The sequence below is a fragment of the Streptomyces sp. NPDC059668 genome (assembly GCF_042734135.1).
In the GTDB taxonomy this organism is placed as follows: Bacteria; Actinomycetota; Actinomycetes; order Streptomycetales; family Streptomycetaceae; genus Streptomyces.
In genome coordinates, this window is sequence record NZ_JBHWEL010000031.1 from 14,420 (window position 1) to 34,274 (window position 19,855).

Consider the following 19,855-nt stretch of genomic DNA (forward strand, 5'->3'; position numbering starts at 1 on the left):
ACTGGCCGTGTCCGGCCCGCAAACCTCGCCCGCGAAGGAAACTGCCACAGGACCCGCACCGGTCCGATACGGCGAAGTGGTACGTCACTTCCCAAGTCGGACGCCGGAACCGTCCGGTTGCCGCCCCGAGGCAAGGGTGGCACAGATCACAGCGACCGCCATCCCGCCGAGCAGGAAGAGGTACGAGCCGAGTCCCGCGCCGAAGAGGAAGTCCCCTTCCGGACGGGTCGCGGTGAGCAGCACGACCGCGACCATCCAGCCCGCCGCCGGTGCGATCGCGCCGGCCCGGGAGCCGGTGGCCCGGGCGCCGCCCAGGAAGAGCCCGGCCGCGCCCACCAGGGCGAGCAGCAGGCCGCCCGGGAACCAGCCGGACTGCACCAGCGTTCCGGCCGTCCCGACCACCGCGCCGAGCACGAACAGCCCCGTGTAGACGGCCGCGCGCCCGGGCGAGGGGGTCCGCAGTGGCTGGGCGAGCGCGCTCCCGCGCGGTCCGCTCGTACTCATCGTGTCTCCGTCTCCGTCGTCCGTGCCGTCCGCGCCGCCTGCGCGGTCCGCGTCCCGTCGCCTGTTCCGGCGAACAGATCCGTCTCCCGGGCCGCTCCCGGGCGCTCCCCGCGCACCAACTCGTAGTACTCGGTGGTGAAAAGCGGCTGGGCGAGCGCGTTCGAGAGCGCGAACCACGGCCCGGCCACCTCGACCTGGGTGGCGTGGGCCCGCAGCGCGGCGGCCTTCGCGGCGGCGTACGCGGTCCCGTCGATCTCGGTGGTGATCACCGTGTCGTCGACGACACCCGGTACGTCGTCCAGGGCGGCGGACGCGTCGAACGGAAGCCCCGGGAGTGCCTCGCGCAGCCGTGCGAAGCCGTCCTCGGCGACCGAGCGGGGTACGCGGTTCCAGTAGACCTTGGCGATCTCCCAGGGTGCGCCGAGGTCGGGGCGGACGGCGGGGTCCGCGGCGAGCTCGGTGGCGCGCAGGGCGACTCGGTGCGCCTGGATGTGGTCGGGGTGCCCATAGCCCCCGTCGGGGTCATAGGTGACGAGCACATGGGGACGTACCTCGCGGATCACCTCGACGAGGTGGGCGGCGGCCTCGTCCACGTCGGCGGCCCAGAAGGCGCCCGCGCGGTGGTTCTGCTCGACGCCCATCATCCCGGAGTCGCGGAAGCGGCCGGGGCCCCCGAGGAAGCGGTGGTCGGTGACGCCGAGCTCCTTCATGGCGGCGGCCAGCTCGCCGACGCGGTGCGGGCCGAGGCCGCCCTCGCGGTCGGGTGCGAGGTGCGCGAGTCCAGGCGGGATGACCTCGCCCTCCTCGCCGAGGGTGCAGGTCACCAGCGTCACGAGGGCGCCCTCGGCCGTGTACCTGGCCATGGTCGCGCCGTTGTTGATCGACTCGTCGTCCGGGTGCGCGTGCACCAGGAGCAGACGCCGGTCGGGCAGTTCCGTCATGGAGCCCACCCTACGAGGCGCCGGTCGCCCCGAGTGCCGGCCGGTGACCGGCGGTCTCGCGCCGTCGGCGATCGAGGTACGGCAGGACACTCAGAAGCCCAGATAGGTGATCTGGACCATGTACACGCGGCTTCGCATCAGACAGCCGTCCGGGGGCCGGACCGGCAGTCGCGGCAGCGGCCTGGTTCCGGGGCCCGGAAGGCCCGCTCGCAGCCGTCGCAGGTCTGGAGCGGGTGCCGGACACCCGGCGGCTCCGTCGGCGCTCGGAACGGCGGCGGAGGCGGCAGCTGGGCGGCGAGGCGGTGCGCGAGCAGGGCGGCCGGGCGGCGGAGCCCTTCGGGCGGCAGCTCGCTCGTGAGCGCGTGGCGTACGGCGCCTGGGCTGACGTCGCGCTCCAGCCAGGCGGCGACGCCGGGCGCGAGGTGGGCCGTGTCGCAGGCGGAGAGCAGCAGACGCGGATCGTGGCGGCGGAGGTCCGCGAGAAGGTCGGTGGCCGTCCGCAGGAGCGCGGGCGCCGGGCAGACGGGTCGGGGTACGGCGGGGAGCGGCCTGCGGGGTGCGCGCTCCTCGCGCTTGCGGGCCACCGCCGGGCGAGCGGGGGCGGACCGCGCGGGCTCCTCCTCCCGGCCGCGTCCGGGCTGGTTGCAGGAGACCGTGCGGGTGACGATGCGGCCGCCGGGGACGCGTTCGCGAACACGGCGCAGATAGCGGTGGGCCTCCAGCTCGCGCAGGGCGGCGGCGATCCGGGTCGCGCCCTCGGGGAAACGCGCGGTGAGGGTCTTGATGTCGACCCGGGCCCCCTTCGGCAGCGACTGGAGGTGCACGGCCAGGCCGATCGCGAGCAGCGAGAGCTCGGGGTGCTGGGCGAGGTGGTTGCCGATCACCGTGAAGCGGGTGGTGTGGCGCGTGTTGTCGTGGGTGAGGCCACCGGGGTGTGCGGGGCGCCGGGCCGGGTGATTGTTACCGGCAAGCCCGGGCTGGGCGTGCGGGCGCACGCTAGGGTTCTGCGTATCCATCGGGAAGCTCCTACTTCCTCGGTGGTCAGGCCCTCGCACTGGGATTGGCGTCCCGGCGGGGGCCGTCGCATGTCTGCTGTTGTGTCGCGCTGAGCGTAGGGCAGGCAACGGCCCCCGAATCCAGCTGAGTCGGTGATGTTCACCCTCGCGGGTGAGAGCGCCCGGCGGGCGGGAGGGGTGGGGCTCGGTCGGGTCCTTTCACCCTCGTGTTCCTTGGGGAAGACCGCTCCTGGCACCGGAGCCCGAGCGGACGGGTTCCGGTGGGAGACCGACCTCCGCCCACACCGTCTTGCGGGGCGGCGGCCCCGGTACGGCGCCCCAGCGGTCCGCAAGGGCGTCGACGAGGACGAGACCCCGCCCCGACCCCGCGTCCGGGTCCGCGCGCCCGACCCGCGGGAGACGGTCACCGCGGGTGTCGCTGACCTCGATGCGGAGGGTGTCGCCGACGACGTGGAGCGTGACCCGGAAGTCCCGCCCCGGCACCCGGCCGTGTGTGGCCGCGTTGGCCGCCAGTTCGGCGACGATGTGCGCCGCCGGGTCCAAGGGGAGCGTCCAGGACCGGAGTTGCTCGACGGCCAGCAGCCGTGCGAGGCGGGCGCCGCGCGGTGTGGCCGACAGAAGCACGCTGAAGCTGCGTACGGGGGCGGCGGGTTGGGCGAGGCCGGCGGTTTCTTGGTTCACGTGACTCAGCGTGGCCGTCCACACGTACCGTGAACAGTGACGACGCCACTGCGTACGGTGACTGTCCGGACGTTGTCCGGTCGTGTCCGGCCGGTCCGGGAGGGGCCCATGGGTAGGGGGCGTTGAGGCTCGGTGGTACGGCGGAGGGGTGTGCGATGCGCGTGGACGGTGACGTGGGGCGGCTCAGGAGCGAGGCGGACGAGCCGGGCTGGGAGGTGGACCCGGACGACGACTGGGGCGTGGCCGTCGTCGCGACGGTCGGTCGGCAGCTGAAGCTGCGGCGGGAGGCGGTGGGGATGCGCGCGGCCGAGTTCGGCAGGGCGGTCGGCTACGGCGAGGACATGGTCTACAAGATCGAGGGCGGCAAGCGGATCCCCCAGCCCGAGTTCCTGGACAGGGCGGACGAGGTGCTGGCGGCGGGTGGGCTGCTCTCGGCGATGAAGGAGGACGTGAAGAGGGTTCGGTACCCGAAGAAGGTGCGGGAGCTGGCCAAGCTGGAAGCACAGGCAGTCGAGATCGGGGTGTACGAGAGCCACAGCATCAACGGCCTGTTGCAGACGCCGGACCACGCCAGAGCGCTCTTCAGAGCCGGACAACCGCCGTACTCGCCGGACGAGGTGGAGCGCATGGTCGCCGCGCGCACGGCAAGGCAGTCGATCTTCGAACGCACCCCCGCTCCGGCCCTCAGTTTCGTACAGGAGGAGGCTGCACTACGGCGTCCGATCGGGGGCACAATGGTGTGGCGACAGCAACTCGAACGCCTGCTGGAAGTAGGGCACCTGCACAACGTCATGCTTCAGGTGATGCCGTTGAACTGCGAGGTTCACTCCGGTCTCGACGGACGGATCGAGGTGTTGAAGTTCCCGGACGGCACAGCCGTGGGACGCTCCGACGGCGCGTTCAACGGCCGCCCGACCTCCGACCCGAAGCAGCTCCGCATCCTTGAGCTGCGGTACGGCACCATCCGGGCGCAGGCTCTCTCGCCACGGGAGTCGCTGGCCCTCATCGAGCAACTGCTGGGAGAACCATGATCCGCAAGATCGTTGTCGGGAACTCCGAACTGGCCTGGTTCAAGAGCAGCTACAGCAGCGGAAACGACGGCGAGTCCTGCGTCGAGATCGCCACCACCCCCGGCACCGTCCACGTCCGCGACTCCAAGCACGCGGACGGCCCCCGGCTCGTGCTGACGCCGGAGGCATGGGCCGGCTTCGTCTCGTACGCGTCCGAGGGCTGACCGGCGCGCAGGAACGGGCTCCGGTCGTCAGCCACACGGAGCCCCTGATCCCACGCCGGTCAGAACTTGAAGCTGCCGATCATGTCCGCGACGTTCGTCGTGAGGTCGCTGATGGTGGGAGCGACCGTCGAGGAGGCGAGATAGAAGCCGAACAGGACGCACACGATCGCGTGCCCGGCCTTCAGTCCTGACTTCTTCACCAGGATGAAGACGATGATCGCCAGCAGCACCACCGCCGAAATCGAGAGTGCCACGGCGGATCACCTCCAAAGATCCCAGGGACATGGGGGGTTGGACATGGGGGTCGGTCGTTCCCTACAGCGGGCAGCAGGTTCATACCCACGCACCGCTAGTGATCATAACTATCCGTACGCGCGCATTGATCGGCGCACGGCCGCACAAGGGGGCGCATGGCCAATATGGTCGGGGCATGACGACCGAGCCTCTTTCCTTCCCGCGCCGGTACGCCCGGACGCAGCGGTTCACCCTGGGCGCGCCCCGCGCGTTCACCGTCTCCCCGGACGGTTCCCGGGTCGTGTTCCTGAGGTCCCCTTCCGGCACGGACCGGGCGAACCAGCTGTGGGTCCTCGATGTCGCGGACGGGCGGGAGCGCGTCGCGGCCGATCCGGGAGCCCTCCTCGGAGGCGCCGGCGAACAGCTCTCCGCCGCGGAGCGGGCACGTCGCGAACGCAGCCGCGAGGGCGGCGCCGGGGTGGTCGGCTACGCCACCGACCATGCGGTGGAGCTGGCCTCTTTCGCCTTGTCAGGGCGGCTTTTCACGGCGGAGCTGCGAGCCGGTACGGCACGTGAACTCCGCGTCCCCGGACCGGTGATCGACCCGCGCCCCTCACCGGACGGACGGCTCGTCGCGTACGTCTCCGGGGGCGCGCTGCGGGGGGGCGGCGCCGCGGGCGACGACGACCGCGTGCTCGCACAGCGGGACCCCGGGACGGACCCGGAGTCGGTTTCCTATGGATTGGCCGAGTTCATCGCGGCCGAGGAGATGGACCGGTCGCGCGGTTTCTGGTGGTCGCCGGAGTCGGACCGGCTGCTCGTCGCGCGCGTCGACGACGCCCCCGTACGCCGCTGGTGGATCTCCGACCCCGCCCAGCCGGAGCACGCTCCGCAGCAGGTCGCCTACCCGTCGGCGGGTACGGACAACGCGGACGTACGGCTCTTCGTGCTCGCCCTCGACGGGACGCGCACGGAGGTCGCCTGGAACCGGTCCCAGTACCCGTACTTGGCGCATGTGCACTGGTCAGCGGCGGGTGCGCCGCTGATCCTGGTTCAGGCCCGGGACCAGCGCAGCCAGCTGTTCCTGGCCGTCGACCCGGACACCGGCAGGACCCGGATGGTGCATGCCGATGAAGATCGACAATGGCTTGATCTTTTCCATGGAGTGCCCTGCTGGAGTCCCGGCGGACAGCTCGTACGGATCGCCGACGAGGGCGGCGCGCGGGTTCTGGCCTTCGGCGAACGCCTGCTGACGGGACCGCAGTTGCATGTGCGCGGGGTGCTCGACGTCTCGGACGACGACGTGCTGGTCGCCGCGTCGGCGGGAGAGGCCGCGGCCGTCCCGGAGACCGGCGAGGTGCACGTCTACCGGGTCAACGAGCTGGGGGTCGAGCGCCTCTCCCAGGAGCCCGGGGTGCACTCGGCGGTGCGTTCCGGGCGGGTGACCGTGCTCGTCTCCGCGGTCCCGGGTGCACCGGGGACCCAGGTGCAGGTGCTCCGGGAGGGCAAGCGGGCGGCGAACGTCACCTCGTACGCCGAACACCCCGGTCTGTCCCCGCGCGTGACGCTCACCGAGGGGGGCGCACGCAAAATCCCATGCGCCCTGCTTATGCCTACGGACTACGACGGAGAGACCCCCCTGCCGGTCCTGATGGACCCCTACGGCGGTCCGCACGGCCCTCGCGTCCTCGCGGCGCACAACGCGCACCTCACCTCGCAGTGGTTCGCGGACCAGGGCTTCGCGGTGGTCGTCGCGGACGGCCGCGGCACCCCCGGCCGCTCCCCCGCCTGGGAGAAGGCGGTCCGGGACGACTTCACCCTCACCCTCGACGACCAGATCGACGCCCTGCACGGACTGGCCGAGAGGTATCCGCTGGACCTGTCCCGGGTGGCGATCCGCGGCTGGTCGTTCGGAGGCTGGCTCGCGGGGCTCGCCGTACTGCGCCGCCCGGACGTCTTCCACGCGGGCATCGCGGGCGCCCCCGTCACGGACTGGCGGCTGTACGACACCCACTACACGGAGCGGTACCTCGGTGACCCGGCGACGGCGCCGGAGGTGTACGCGAAGAGCTCACTGATCACCGAAGGCGGGCTGTCCGCGCCCGCCGAGCCGCACCGGCCGCTGATGATCGTGCACGGGCTGGCCGACGACAACGTGGTGGTGGCCCACGCGCTGCGGCTGTCCTCGGCGCTGCTGGCGGCGGGCCGCCCGCACGAGGTGCTGCCGCTCTCGGGCGTGACGCACATGACCCCGCAGGAGCAGGTCGCGGAGAACCTGCTGCTGTTCCAGGTCGACTTCCTGAAGCGCTCACTCGGGATGCGCTGAGGGCCGGCGACCGGTCCCGTTCGTGCGACCGGCCGGAGCGACATGGCGCGCTCCGGCCGGTCTACGGCACCCGCACGGCCGTACGCTGCTCAGACTGACGCGTCCGTATATCGGTGTCGCGACGGCCGAGTTGCCTGCGTGTTAACGAAATTGATGCGTATTTATCAGCTCATGTACGCCCGTTCGGCGGCTCGTCCGGCGTTCCGGGCGACGTGTCGTCCAGCGCCCCCTCGGGAGGGACGACCTGCTTCTCCTCGGCGAAATGGCAGGCCGAGGCGTGCGCGGCCGGCCCCTCGCTGTGGCGGAACTCCGCGGGCACGGCGAGCAGCGGCACCTCCAGCGCGCACCGTTCCTGCGCCTTCCAGCAGCGGGTACGGAAGCGGCAGCCGGACGGGATGTTCGCCGGAGAGGGCACATCCCCGGTGAGGATGATCCGCTCACGGTGCTCGCGGGCCTCCGGGTCGGGCACCGGCACGGCGGAGAGCAGGGCCTGGGTGTAGGGATGCGTCGGATGGTCGTAGATCTCGGCGTCCCTGCCCGTCTCCACGATCCGCCCGAGGTACATGACGCCGACCCGGTCGGAGATGTGCCGCACGATGGAGAGGTCGTGCGCGATGAACACGTAGCTGAGGTCGAACTCGTCCTGGAGTCTCGCCATCAGGTTGATCACCTGGGCCTGCACGGACACGTCGAGCGCGGAGACCGGTTCGTCCGCGACGATGATCTCGGGGCGCAGCGCCAGCCCCCGCGCGATGCCGATGCGCTGGCGCTGGCCGCCGGAGAACTGGTGCGGGTAGCGGTTGATGTACTCGGGGTTGAGGCCGACCACGTCCAGCAGGTCCTGGACGCGCTTCCTGCGGTCGCCCTTCGGCGCGACCTCGGGGTGGATCTCGTACGGCTCCCCGATGATGTCGCCGACGGTCATCCGGGGGTTGAGCGAGGTGTACGGGTCCTGGAAGACCATCTGGATGTTGCGGCGGACGGCCTTGAGGGCGCGGCCGGACAGCCGGGTGATGTCCTCGCCCTTGTACTTGATCACCCCGGCGGTCGGCTTCTCCAGGTTGACCAGCATCTTCGCGACCGTGGACTTGCCGCAGCCGGACTCCCCGACGATGCCGAGGGTCTCGCCGCGGCCGAGGTGGAAGTCGACCCCGTCGACGGCCCGGACCGCGCCGACCTGCTTCTTGAACAGGATGCCCCGGGTGAGCGGGTAGTGCTTGACCAGTCCGCTGATCTCCAGCAGTGCCTCAGGCACGGGGTCCTCCCCCGGTGGTTCCGGCGCCGAGCGTCTCCCGCCAGAAGAAGCAGGCGCTGGTGCGCTCCCCGCCCCCCTCGTCCACCTCGGCGAGCGGTGGCACCTCGGTCCGGCAGATGTCCTGGGCCATCGGGCAGCGGGGGTTGAAGGCGCACCCGGGCGGGATGTGCATCAGGTTCGGCGGCAGGCCCTTGATGGCGTAGAGCTCGTGGCCCTTCTGGTCGAGCCGGGGGATCGACTCCAGCAGGCCCTTCGTATAGGGGTGGGCGGGGGCCTTGTAGATGTCGTGGACCGGCGCCGACTCGACGATCCGGCCCGCGTACATCACGGCGATCCGGTCGGCGACGTCGGCGACCACGCCGAGGTCGTGGGTGATGAGGATGAGCCCCATGTTGAGCTCGCGCTGGAGCTCGGCGAGGAGGTCCATGACCTGGGCCTGGACCGTGACGTCGAGGGCGGTGGTGGGTTCGTCGGCGATGATCAGCGCGGGTTCGAGGGCCAGCGCCATGGCGATCATGATGCGCTGGCGCATACCGCCGGAGAACTGGTGCGGGTAGTCGCGCACCCGCTGGGCCGCGGCCGGGATCCGCACCCGGTCCATCAGCTCGACCGCCTTGGCCCGGGCGTCCTTGCGGGACATCCCGCGGTGCACGGTGAACATCTCGCCGAGCTGGTCGCCGACGCTGAGCACCGGGTTCAGGGAGGACAGCGCGTCCTGGAAGATCATGGCCATCTCGGCGCCGCGCACCTTGCGCCGCTCGTCCTCCTTGAACTTCAGCAGGTCCTTGCCCTGGAAGAGGATCTCGCCGCCGGTGATCCTGCCGGGCGGCATGTCGAGGATGCCCATCACTGCCTGCGCGGTCACGGACTTGCCCGAGCCGGACTCGCCGAGCACGGCGAGCGTCTCGCCCTCGTCCACGCCGTAACTGACCCCGTTGACGGCCTTGGCGACCCCGTCCCTGGTTCTGAACTCCACGTGCAGATCACGCACTTCGAGCAGCACGCCGGTCACCTCAGCTTCGGGTCGAGGGCGTCGCGCACCGCGTCGCCGAGCATGATGAACGCGAGCACGGTGATCGCGAGGGCGCCGGCCGGCCACAGCAGCATGTGCGGGGCCTGGCGGATGTACGCGGACGCCGAGGAGATGTCGATTCCCCAGGACACCGTCGGGGGCTTCAGGCCGACCCCGAGGTAGGAGAGCGTCGCCTCCAGCGAGATGTACGTACCGAGCGCGATGGTCGCCACGACGATCACCGGCGCGATCGCGTTGGGCGTGATGTGCCGCAGCAGCAGCCGGGAGTTGGACGCGCCGAGGGCGCGTGCGGCCTGGACGTAGTCGTTCTGCTTGGTGGTGATGACGGAACCGCGCGCGATCCGGGAGATCTGCGGCCAGCCGAGCAGCACCATGAACCCGATGACGGGCCAGACCGTGTTGCTGGTCACCACGGAGAGCAGCACCAGACCGCCCAGCACGACGGGGATCGCGAAGAAGATGTCGGTGATCCGGGACAGGACGCCGTCCGGCGCCCCGCCGAAGTACCCGGCGAGCCCGCCGAGCACGGAGCCGAGGATCGCGACACCGAGGGTGGCGCAGACGCCGACGGTGATCGAGACGCGCGTCCCGTACACCGTCCGCGTGTAGACGTCGCAGCCCTGTCCGTCGAACCCGAAGGGGTGGCCCGGCTGCGAGCCCTGCTGGGCCTTGGCGAGGTCGCACTTGAGGGGGTTCTGGCCGGCGATCAGCGAGGGCCAGATGGAGATGACGACCAGGAAGAGGATGACCAGTCCGGCGATGATGAAGACGGGGTTGCGCCGCAGGTCCCGCCAGGCGTCGGACCACAGGCTCCGGGGCTTCTCCTGCGGACCCGTGCCCAGCGGTCCCCCGGGGGTCTTCTCCAGGGTCTCGGCCTCGCTGGCTGCCAGGTCCATGGCGCCGCCCATCCCGGTCGCGGCGATGGCGCCCTGCTGGTCGAACGGCGGCTGCTCAGGCATAGCGGATCCTCGGGTCGAGTACGGCGTAGAGGAGGTCTACGAGCAGGTTGGCGACCAGGAAGACGATGACCAGGACGGTCACGAAGCCGACGACGGTCTGGGTGTTCTGGCGCAGGATGCCCTGGTAGAGCTGGTAGCCGACGCCGTGGATGTTGAAGATCCGCTCGGTGACGATCGCGCCGCCCATGAGCGCGCCGATGTCCGTACCGATGAAGGTGACCACCGGGATCAGCGAGTTGCGCAGCAGGTGTTTGGTGATCACCCGGCGGCGGGGCAGGCCCTTGGCGACGGCCGTACGGACGTAGTCGGACCGTCTGTTCTCCGCGATGGAGGTCCGGGTCAGCCGGGTCACGTAGGCGAGCGACACGGAGGCCAGGACCAGACCGGGCACGATCAGCTCACCGAAGGCGGCGTCCGGGGAGACCGAGGGTTTGATCCAGCCCCACTCGACGCCCAGCAGCAGCTGGAGCAGCAGGCCGGTCACGAAGGTGGGGACCGAGATGACGACGAGGGTGAGCAGCAGGACCCCGGAGTCGACGGGCCGCCCGCGGCGCAGACCGGTGATGACGCCGAGCGTGATGCCGATGACGATCTCGAAGAGGATCGCGACGATGGTCAGCCGGATGGTGACCGGGAACGCGGTCCCCATCAGCTCCGTGACGGGCTGGCCGTTGAAGGCGGTGCCGAAGTCGCCGGTGAAGACGTTGCCCATGTAGGTCAGGTACTGCTGCCACACCGGTTGGTCGAGACCGAACTCCTTGCGCAGCTGGGTGGCGGTGGCGGGGTCGCACTGCCGCTCGCCGCACAGACCCGCGATGGGGTCGCCCATCACGTTCACCATCAGGAAGATCAACAGCGTGGCGCCGATGAAGACCGGGATCATCTGCAGCAGGCGCCGGATCACGTACCGTCCCATGAGGGCTCCGGGGATAGGTGCGGGCGGGCGCCCCGGGCAGTCCGGGGCACCCGCCCTTCGGCTCAGCTGACCTTGATCTCGTTGTAGACGGGGACGCTGAACTGGTTGAGCGCCACGTTGGAGACGCGTTCCGAGTAGCCCGCGCTGCCGTTCTGGTACCAGAGCGGGATGGCGGCCATGTTGTCCCGCACGACGCCCTCGGACTGCTGGAAGAGCGAGACGGCCTTGGCCCGGTCGGTCTCGGCGTTCGCCCGGTCGACGAGCTTGTCGAAGTCCTTGTTGGACCACTTGCCGTCGTTGGAGGAGGCGTTCGTGTAGTACAGCGGCTGGAGGAAGTTCTGGATCAGCGGGTAGTCCATCTGCCAGCCGGCCCGGAAGGGACCCGACATCTTGTGCTGGGTGATCTGGTTGCGGAAGTCGGCGAAGGTGCCGATCGGGTTGCCGACGCAGGCCTTGTCGTTGCCCAGGGCGTTGTTGACGGAGTGGCAGACGGCGTCGACCCACTCCTTGTGGGAGCCGGTGTCCGCGTTGTAGGAGATCTTGAGCTGGCCGCCGGGCAGACCGCCGCCCTCCTGGATCAGCTTCTTGGCCTCGGTCGGGTTGTACGCGCAGGAGCCGCCGCACAGCCCGTCCTGGAAGCCGCCGTCCTTGCCGAGCACCGGTGAGGTCCAGTCGGTGGCCGGGGTGCGGGTCTTCTGGAAGATCGTGTTCGTGATCTGGGCGCGGTCGATCGCCATGGACAGGCCCTTGCGGACCTTCTCCGACCCGCTCTTGTTCCAGTTCTTGTCGTAGAACGGGAAGGCGAGCGTCTGGATGATGCCGGCCGGCGTGTTGATGTAGCGGCCGCCGAGGTCGCTCTTCACGTTCTTGAGCTGCGAGGCGGGCACGTCGTCGACGAGGTCGAGGTTGCCGGCGATGAGGTCGGTGTATGCGGTGTTGTTGTCGGTGTAGACCTTCAGGTCCACCCCGTCGTTCTGCGCCTTGTCCGTGCCGGGGTAGCCGTCCCACTTCCGCAGGGACATCAGCGATCCCTTGCTGTACGAGTCGACGGAGTACGGTCCGTTGCCGACCGGCTTCTTCAGCCAGGCCGCGTGGTCGGAGAAGAACGCCTTGGGCAGCGGCGCGTAGGCGACGTATCCGAGGGTGTCGGGGAACGTCGAGAACTTCTGGTTGAGCTTCACGGTGAAGGTGTCGGTGCCGGTGACCTTGAGCCCGGAGAGCTTGTCCGCGCTCTGGGTGCCGGTGTCGGGGTGGACCTTGTCGTACCCGTCGATGTACCCGAAGAAGTACGCGTTCTTCTGGTTGTTCTTCAGGCTCGCGCCGTAGTTCCAGGCGTCCACGAAGGACTGGGCGGTGACGGCCTCTCCGTTGCTGAACTTCCAGCCGCTCTTCACCGTGATCGTGAAGTTCTGCGAGTCCGAGGTGTCGATCTTCTGCGCCAGCATGTCCTGGGCCGCGCCGGTCTTGGCGTCGTACCGCTTCAGGCCGCGGAAGATCATGTCGAGGACCTTGCCGCCCTGCACCTCGTTGGTGTTGGCCGGCTCCAGCGGGTTCTGCGGGTCGCCCCAGGAGGAACTCACGACTCCTGAGCCGCTTCCGCCACCACCGCCGCCACCACCGCTTCCGCAGGCGGTCGCCGCCAGGGCGATCGCCGCCGCGCCAGCGGCCCATTTGGCGTGCGTGGCTCCACGCATGGAGTGCCTCCTCTAAGTGCGCTGTGCCGCCAGCGCCGAGGCGCTGTTCCATTACCAGCCAATATCAACCGGTAACAGACATCACGCACATTCAGCCCACCCGTACGTGGCACAACACACCCGGAGGAGGGTGCCGTTTCCGGCGGCCGGCCCAATGAGCGGCGCTGCGCACCCCGTGCGGGAGGTCGACGGGCACCCCGGGCGAGGTCACCGCCCGGCCGGCGGGTCACGCCCGTACGACGGCGCGACCGGCACGTGCCGCGCGGAGGCCGCCGGTCGCGATCGCTCCGCTTCCTGCCGCCAGGACCACCAGGACCGCCAGGACCGCCACGAAAGGGACGGTCGCTCCCGGCACGGCCGCCGGAACACGGAAAAGCCGGTTCCCGGCACCGGACTGACGGTGCCGGGAACCGGCGGGATCGGACCGTGCGCGACTCAGGCCGCGTGCACGATGTCCTTCTGCTCCGCGAAGTGGCACGCCGACTCGTGGGCCGCCGGGGTGTCCAGGCCCTTGAAGACCTCGGGCACCGCGAGGAGCGGCACCTGCTCGGCGCACTTGTCCTGCGCCTTCCAGCAGCGGGTGCGGAAGCTGCACCCGGACGGCGGGTTGGCCGGGGAGGGCACGTCGCCGGTCAGGATGATCCGCTCGCGGTGCTCACGGGCCTCCGGGTCCGGCACGGGCACGGCCGACAGCAGCGCCTGGGTGTAGGGGTGCGTCGGGTGCTCGTAGATCTGCTCGTCGGTGCCGATCTCCGCCATCTTGCCCAGGTACATCACACCGACGCGGTCGGAGATGTGCCGGACGATCGACAGGTCGTGCGCGATGAAGATGTAGGACAGGTTGAACTCGTCCTGCAGTCGCGCCATCAGGTTGATGACCTGCGCCTGCACCGACACGTCGAGGGCCGACACCGGCTCGTCGCAGATGATGATCTCGGGGTTGAGCGCGAGGCCGCGGGCGATGCCGATGCGCTGGCGCTGACCGCCCGAGAACTGGTGCGGGTAGCGGTTGATGTACTCGGGGTTGAGCCCGACCACGTCCAGCAGGTCCTTCACCTTGCGGCGCCGGTCACCCTTCGGGGCCACCTCGGGGTGGATGTCGAAGGGCTCGCCGATGATGTCGCCCACCGTCATGCGGGGGTTGAGCGAGGTGTACGGGTCCTGGAAGATCATCTGGATGTTCCGGCGGACCGCCTTCAGGGCGCGCCCGGACAGCCGGGTGATGTCCTGGCCCTTGTAGAAGACCTCGCCGGCCGTCGCCTGCTCCAGGCTCATCAGGAGCTTGGCCACCGTCGACTTGCCGCAGCCGGACTCACCCACGATGCCCAGGGTCTCGCCCTGGTACAGGTCGAAGGAGACACCGTCGACGGCCTTCACGGCGCCGATCTGCCGCTTGATGACGATGCCCTGCGTCAGCGGGAAGTGCTTGACGAGGTTACGCACCTGAAGGATCGGTTCGCCGCGGTCGACCGGCGCGTCCAGGGCGGCGATCTCCTCCTCCACGGAGTGCGCGTCGGCGATCTCCACCTCGGAGACGTTCGGCGTCGCGTCCGTCGGCTCGGCGGACTTGTTCGGGTCAGCCATGGATCGTCTCCTTCCAGAAGTGGCACGCGCTGGCGCGGCCGGGCAGTTCCGTTCCGTCCCGCTCGGTCACCTGGACCAGCGCGGGACGCTCGGTACGGCAGATGTCCTGCGCCTTCTCGCAGCGCGGGTTGAAGGCGCAGCCGTTCGGCACCTTCAGCAGGTTGGGCGGCAGGCCCTTGATCGCGTAGAGCTCCTGGCCCTTCTGGTCCAGGCGCGGGATCGAGTCGAGCAGGCCACTGGTGTACGGGTGGGCCGGGCGCTTGTACAGCTCGTGCACCGGCGCCGTCTCGACGATCCGGCCCGCGTACATCACCGCGATCTTGTCGGCGACGTCCGCGACGACACCCAGGTCGTGGGTGATCAGGATCAGACCCATGTGGTACTCGCGCTGGAGCTCCGCGAGCAGGTCCATCACCTGGGCCTGGACCGTCACGTCGAGGGCCGTGGTCGGCTCGTCGGCGATGATCAGGTCCGGTTCCAGGGCCAGCGCCATGGCGATCATGATGCGCTGGCGCATACCGCCGGAGAACTGGTGCGGGTAGTCGTTCACCCGGGCCGCGGCGCCCGGGATCTTCACCCGGTCCATCAGCTCGACGGCCTTGGCCTTGGCCTGCTTGCGCGACATCCCCTGGTGGACACGGAACATCTCGCCGAGCTGGTAGCCGACGCTGAGCACGGGGTTGAGCGAGGACAGCGCGTCCTGGAAGATCATCGCGATCCGCGCACCGCGCAGCTTGCGCCGCTCCTCGTGGGACATGGTGAGCATGTCGTCGCCGTAGAAGCGGATCTCGCCCTTGGGGATGCGGGCCGGCGGCATGTCGAGGATGCCCATGATCGCCTGCGCGGTCACGGACTTGCCCGAGCCGGACTCGCCGAGCACGGCGAGCGTCTCCCCGGAGTTCACCGAGTAGTTGACGCCGTTGACGGCTCGGACCACACCCTCACGGGTCTGGAACTCGACGTGCAGGTCACGCACTTCGAGCAGCGGGGCGGTCTTGCCGCCGTCGCCGGATCGCGGAGCCGGGATGGCGTCCTTGGAGTCGATGTCGGTCACGTACGCCTCCCTCAGCGCATCTTGGGATCGAAGGCGTCGCGGACCACGTCGCCGAGCATGATGAACGCCAGCACGGTAAGGCTCAGGGCACCGGCCGGGAACAGCAGGGCGTGCGGCGAGGTCAGGAACCGGTCCTGGGCGTCACTGATCATCACGCCCCAGGAGATGTTCGGGTACTGGATGCCGATGCCCAGGTAGGACAGAGCGGCTTCGGCGCCGATGTAGACACCGAGGTTCATCGTGGTGATGACGATGACGGGGGCGAGCGTGTTCGGCAGGATGTGCCGGAACGCGATCCGCCACGAACCCGCGCCCAGCGCCCGGGCGGCCATCACGTAGTCGTTGTACTTGTTCGCGATGACCTCGCCACGCATGATCCGGAAGACCTGCGGCCAGCCGAGGATCGCCATGATGAGCGACACCGACCAGACGTCACCGCCACCCCAGACCGACATGATCAGCAGACCGCCGATGAGGAGCGGCAGACCCGCGAACACCTCGGTGATACGGGACAGCACCGCGTCCGCCCAGCCGCCGATCAGGCCGGCCAGCATGCCCACCAGGCCGCCGATCAGGGTGGTGGCGATGGTGGTCACCACACCGACGACGATCGAGTTGCGCGTGCCGTACACGGTCCGCGTGTAGATGTCGCAGCCCTGCACGTCGAAGCCGAACAGGTGCCCGGACGACGGTCCGCTCATGGAGTTCTGGAGCTGACAGAAGCCGTCCGAGAACGGGGAGCGCGCCGTGAAGAGGCTGGGCGCGATCGCCAGCGCGAGCAGGCACACGATGACGAGGCCCGTCACGATGAACATGGGCCGCTTGCGCAGGTCCGACCAGCCGTCCTTGAGCAGGCTCGCCTGACGGGCTGCCGCCTTCTCCTCGGCCTCGGTCTCCTTGACGAGGGCGGCCTCGTCGGTGGTGGGCCTCTCTATCGTCTTCTCACTCATAACGGATCCTCGGGTCGAGCACGGCGTACATCAGGTCTACGACGAGGTTGGCGACCAGGTAGATCAGCACCAGCAAGGTCACCAGACCGACCACGACGGGTCGCTCACGCAGATACAGGGACTGGGCCAGCTGGCCACCGAGACCGGGCATGTTGAACACGCGCTCGGTGATGATGGCACCGCCCATGAGGGCACCGAGGTCGAAGCCCAGGAAGGTGACGACCGGAATCATCGAGTTGCGCAGGGCGTGCACGCCGATGACCCGGCGCCGGGGCAGCCCCTTGGCGATGGCGGTACGGACGTAGTCGGCACGGATCGACTCCGTCATGCTCGACCGGACCAGTCGCGCGATGTACGCCATGGAGGTCGCGGCGAGCACGACGGCCGGAAGGATGTAGCTCTGCGGCCAGCCCTTCTCGATACCGGCGACCGGGGTGAGCTTGAGGTTCATGCCGAACTCGAGCTGGAGCACGCTACCGAACACGAAGACCGGGATCGAGATCAGGACGAGCGTCGCGACCAGCACCACGTTGTCGAGGAACTTGCCCCGCTTCAGAGCGGAGAGGATGCCCGCGACGACGCCGATGACGGCCTCGATGGCGAAGGCGGTCAGGCCCAGCTTCAGGGTGACCGGGAACCGCTCGGACACGATGTCGGAGATGGCACGGCCGTTGTACGTCTCACCGAGGTCACCGGTGAAGACGCCGCTGATGTAGTGCCAGTACTGCTGGTACAGCGGTTCGTTCAGGTGGTAGTGCGCGCGGAGGATCGCCGCGATGTTGGGGTCGGCGCGCTTGTCGCCGGCCAGTGCCTGGATCGGGTCGCCGGGCAACGCGAAGACCAAGCAGAAGATGATGAACGTGACGCCTATCACCACAGGGATCACCTGCAGGAGGCGGCGCACGACGTATCGGCCCATGGGTACTCCAGAGGGGGGTGCTCAACCCGCCCGCGGCCGGGGCGGCGGCACTGACGGACGGAAGACGGCAGAAGGGGTGAGCAGGGGAAGGCTTTGAGCTCCTCCCCTGCTCACCCCCTGTCCGTGTGTCGGACCTGCTCAGATACGGCTCAGCTGAGCTTGACCGTGTCCCACAGGATCTGGTGGCCGGCGACCTTCATCGACTTGATCTTGTCGCTGAAGCCCGCGTTCAGGGTGTAGAAGTACACCGGGATGTAGGGCATGTCCTTCAGGAGGACGTCGTCGGCCTGCTGGTAGTTCTTGACCGCTTCCTCGTGCGTCGGAGCCTGGTCGCCCTTGACGAGGAGCTTCTCGAAGTCCTCGTTGACGTAGCCCGAGTAGTTCGAGCCGTTGGCGATGGCTTCCTTCGAGAAGACCGGGCGGAGGTAGTCCTCGGCGTCCGGGTAGTCCATGCTCCACGCCATACGGAACGCGCCCTGGTACTTCTTGGCGTCCAGGTCGTTGAGGATGGTCTGGAACTGCTCGAACGGCTTCGCCGTCACCTTCAGGCCCAGGTTCTGCTGGAGCTGGTTGGCGACCGCCTCGATCCACTCCTTGTGGCCGCCGTCGGCGTTGTAGCCGAGCTCCAGCTTGTTGCCCGGCAGCCCGCCGCTCTGCTTGTAGAGCTCCTTGGCCTTGGCCACGTTCAGGGTGCAGGCGTCACCGCAGGCGCCCTTGCGGTAACCGTCGATGATCGGGCTGATGTAGTCGTCCGCGGGCGTACGCGCACCGAGGAAGACCTTGTCGGCGATCGTCTGCCGGTCGATGGCCATCGAGATGGCCTTGCGCAGGTCGGCGTTCTGGAACGCCTTGTTGTACTTGATCGGGAAGCCGATGTAACCGACGGCCGAGTCGGCCTCGTCGATCGTGCGGTTCGGCAGGTCCTTCTTGTACGTCGGCAGGCCCGAGGTCGGGATCGTCAGCAGGCTGTCGAGGTTGCCGGCGACCAGGTCCTTGTAGGCGGTGTCCGGGTTCGAGTAGATCTTGAAGTTGACACCCTTGACCTCGATCTTCGAGGCGTCCGGGTACTTGTCGTACTTCGTGGTGTCGATCTGCTCGTTGTGCTTGAACGTGCCCTTCATCTTGAAGGGGCCGTTGCCGATCGGAGCCTCGCCGAAGCCCTTCGGGTCCTTGAAGAACGCCTTGGGCAGCGGCACGAACGCCGTGAAGGAAAGCTGCGACGGGAACGCGGAGAACGCGCCGCTCAGGGTGACCTGGAGGGTGCTGTCGTCAACGGCCTTCAGACCCGAGAGCTTGTCGGTCGTCGGCTTCTTGCCCTCGCCCGGGTTCAGGTCGCTGTAGCCCGCGATGTGGCTGAACAGCGGGTTGGTCTGCTGCGCGTTGGTCTGGTTCGCGCCGTAGTTCCACGCGTCGATGAAGGACTGAGCCGTGACCTTCTCGCCGTTGTGGAACGTGTAACCCGACTTCAGCTTGATCGTCCAGACCTTGTTGTCCTTGGTCTCGATCGACTCAGCCATGGCGTTGACGACCTTGTTGCTGGCGTCAAGCTTGGTCAGACCCGTGAAGAGGGCGTTGATGACCTGGCCGCCCTCGGTCTCGTACGTGTTGGAGGGAACCAGCGAGTTCTGCGGTTCGCCGATCTCCACCGACACGACGCCGTTGCCCTTGCCGCTGCCCGAGCTGCTGTCGCCCCCGCCACCGCCACAGGCCGTCGCACCCAGCGCCACAACCGCGGCTATCGCAACCCACTTGGCGCTCTTGGCACCACGCATGGGGCTCCTCCTCATGAGTCCATTGGTTCACCACTTGGAAGGGCACATGACACATCACCGTCACCGGCGCCTGAAACGGTCAAGTGCCCCCGCGCTCGTGAGTCGTCGCCACCAGCAGCGCATGACCCGTTGATCCGAGCTCTACGCGCCTAACTATCTGCCATGGGTCAGTGCCCGAACCACACTCACAAGGTCTCGGTTCGATCACACCTGGCACTCACATCTTCCAAAATCCGGACAAAGGGTTTCACGAAAGATCCCTGCGAAACGGACTTGTTACACATCTATCGGTTGCGGGTGTCCGTATTCCGGACGCAAGGGGCAAGAAATCCAGTTGCGACTATCGTGGTCGCCGTGCGGGGGTGCCATTGGCGTGCTCGCACACCGCGAATTCCGCGGGGCGGCTGCCCGTCGCTCGGCCAACGAGTGCCCGCGCCAAGGCCGTTCGACGATCAAGCGCGCAGACGCGCCGCGCACGGCTTCGCCGCGCGGACGACGTCGCGCCGCCCGACCGGGGCAATGACCTGTCCGGTCAGCAGAATAGTGTGAATCGGCCATCCGGTGAGCTCTCCCCCTGTGCTTCGAGGGTTTTCCCTACCCTTTCGGGGCGCCTCGCGGTGAGAGGCGGCGGCCGGGTTCCGTTGTGCCCCCGTTCGCCCTTTCCCGGACCAGGGCCCTTTCTCCGAGCAGGGCCACGCAAAAAGCCAGGGTGCCCCCGTGAAGGGGGCACCCTGGCTCGTGTCGGCCGGGGGCCGCGGGGGGGGGGGCGCCCCGGCCCCCCCC

Annotated in this window: 18 protein-coding genes; 3 read left to right on the plus strand and 15 right to left on the minus strand. The window is 68.9% G+C overall.

Annotated features, from left to right (window positions below):
• Positions 1-84 precede the first annotated feature (84 nt).
• From ACFV2J_RS22520 to ACFV2J_RS22535, 4 genes are all read right to left on the minus strand, one after another.
• Positions 85-504 (minus strand): DUF6113 family protein, encoded by a 420-nt coding sequence (locus tag ACFV2J_RS22520; RefSeq protein ID WP_385086144.1) that lies wholly within the window; start codon positions 502-504, stop codon positions 85-87.
• A complete protein-coding gene (mshB, locus tag ACFV2J_RS22525) occupies positions 501-1,445 on the minus strand; it encodes an N-acetyl-1-D-myo-inositol-2-amino-2-deoxy-alpha-D-glucopyranoside deacetylase (RefSeq protein ID WP_385086142.1) in 945 nt (314 codons plus the stop codon). Before mshB ends, ACFV2J_RS22520 begins: the two co-directional genes overlap by 4 nt.
• A 137-nt stretch (positions 1,446-1,582) precedes the next feature.
• Positions 1,583-2,461 carry a helix-turn-helix domain-containing protein gene (locus ACFV2J_RS22530; protein ID WP_385086140.1) on the minus strand — a complete coding sequence of 293 codons (879 nt, stop codon included), beginning with the start codon at positions 2,459-2,461 and terminating at the stop codon, positions 1,583-1,585.
• 198 nt (positions 2,462-2,659) lie between these two features.
• On the minus strand, positions 2,660-3,142 hold the full coding sequence (locus ACFV2J_RS22535; protein ID WP_385086138.1) for an ATP-binding protein: 483 nt from the start codon (positions 3,140-3,142) through the stop codon (positions 2,660-2,662).
• Between the two features lie 155 nt (positions 3,143-3,297).
• Between ACFV2J_RS22535 and ACFV2J_RS22540 the strand changes: the two genes are divergently transcribed.
• Both ACFV2J_RS22540 and ACFV2J_RS22545 read left to right on the plus strand, forming a co-directional pair.
• Entirely contained in the window at positions 3,298-4,173 is an 876-nt protein-coding gene (locus ACFV2J_RS22540; RefSeq protein WP_385440209.1) for a helix-turn-helix domain-containing protein, read from the plus strand.
• The gene (locus tag ACFV2J_RS22545) at positions 4,170-4,376 is read left to right on the plus strand and encodes a DUF397 domain-containing protein (protein ID WP_385086134.1); all 207 of its coding nucleotides are present in this window, start codon (positions 4,170-4,172) and stop codon (positions 4,374-4,376) included. Before ACFV2J_RS22540 ends, ACFV2J_RS22545 begins: the two co-directional genes overlap by 4 nt.
• A gap of 59 nt (positions 4,377-4,435) precedes the next feature.
• Here ACFV2J_RS22545 and ACFV2J_RS22550 read toward each other — a convergent pair whose 3' ends face one another.
• Positions 4,436-4,630, minus strand: coding sequence for a hypothetical protein (locus ACFV2J_RS22550; protein WP_385086132.1), 195 nt, complete (start codon positions 4,628-4,630; stop codon positions 4,436-4,438).
• A 176-nt stretch (positions 4,631-4,806) separates the two neighbouring features.
• Here ACFV2J_RS22550 and ACFV2J_RS22555 point away from each other — a divergent pair, with 176 nt between their 5' ends.
• Positions 4,807-6,936 (plus strand): prolyl oligopeptidase family serine peptidase, encoded by a 2,130-nt coding sequence (locus ACFV2J_RS22555; RefSeq protein WP_385440213.1) that lies wholly within the window; start codon positions 4,807-4,809, stop codon positions 6,934-6,936.
• 169 nt (positions 6,937-7,105) lie between these two features.
• Here ACFV2J_RS22555 and ACFV2J_RS22560 read toward each other — a convergent pair whose 3' ends face one another.
• From ACFV2J_RS22560 to ACFV2J_RS22605, 10 genes are all read right to left on the minus strand, one after another.
• The gene (locus ACFV2J_RS22560) at positions 7,106-8,191 is read right to left on the minus strand and encodes an ABC transporter ATP-binding protein (RefSeq protein WP_385086128.1); all 1,086 of its coding nucleotides are present in this window, start codon (positions 8,189-8,191) and stop codon (positions 7,106-7,108) included.
• Positions 8,184-9,194, minus strand: coding sequence for an ABC transporter ATP-binding protein (locus tag ACFV2J_RS22565; RefSeq protein ID WP_385086126.1), 1,011 nt, complete (start codon positions 9,192-9,194; stop codon positions 8,184-8,186). Before ACFV2J_RS22565 ends, ACFV2J_RS22560 begins: the two co-directional genes overlap by 8 nt.
• Positions 9,195-9,199: 5 nt before the next feature.
• On the minus strand, positions 9,200-10,183 hold the full coding sequence (locus tag ACFV2J_RS22570) for an ABC transporter permease (protein WP_385086124.1): 984 nt from the start codon (positions 10,181-10,183) through the stop codon (positions 9,200-9,202).
• Positions 10,176-11,099 carry an ABC transporter permease gene (locus ACFV2J_RS22575; protein ID WP_385086122.1) on the minus strand — a complete coding sequence of 308 codons (924 nt, stop codon included), beginning with the start codon at positions 11,097-11,099 and terminating at the stop codon, positions 10,176-10,178. Before ACFV2J_RS22575 ends, ACFV2J_RS22570 begins: the two co-directional genes overlap by 8 nt.
• 62 nt (positions 11,100-11,161) lie before the next feature.
• Complete coding sequence (locus tag ACFV2J_RS22580) at positions 11,162-12,793, minus strand: ABC transporter substrate-binding protein (protein WP_385086120.1); 1,632 nt, start codon at positions 12,791-12,793, stop codon at positions 11,162-11,164.
• 435 nt (positions 12,794-13,228) lie between these two features.
• Complete coding sequence (locus ACFV2J_RS22585; RefSeq protein WP_385086118.1) at positions 13,229-14,377, minus strand: ABC transporter ATP-binding protein; 1,149 nt, start codon at positions 14,375-14,377, stop codon at positions 13,229-13,231.
• The gene (locus tag ACFV2J_RS22590) at positions 14,370-15,422 is read right to left on the minus strand and encodes an ABC transporter ATP-binding protein (protein ID WP_385086146.1); all 1,053 of its coding nucleotides are present in this window, start codon (positions 15,420-15,422) and stop codon (positions 14,370-14,372) included. Before ACFV2J_RS22590 ends, ACFV2J_RS22585 begins: the two co-directional genes overlap by 8 nt.
• Positions 15,423-15,442: 20 nt before the next feature.
• On the minus strand, positions 15,443-16,381 hold the full coding sequence (locus ACFV2J_RS22595; RefSeq protein WP_385086116.1) for an ABC transporter permease: 939 nt from the start codon (positions 16,379-16,381) through the stop codon (positions 15,443-15,445).
• A complete protein-coding gene (locus tag ACFV2J_RS22600; RefSeq protein WP_266701169.1) occupies positions 16,374-17,300 on the minus strand; it encodes an ABC transporter permease in 927 nt (308 codons plus the stop codon). Before ACFV2J_RS22600 ends, ACFV2J_RS22595 begins: the two co-directional genes overlap by 8 nt.
• Before the next feature lie 149 nt (positions 17,301-17,449).
• The gene (locus ACFV2J_RS22605; protein WP_385086114.1) at positions 17,450-19,072 is read right to left on the minus strand and encodes an ABC transporter substrate-binding protein; all 1,623 of its coding nucleotides are present in this window, start codon (positions 19,070-19,072) and stop codon (positions 17,450-17,452) included.
• Positions 19,073-19,855 lie beyond the last annotated feature (783 nt).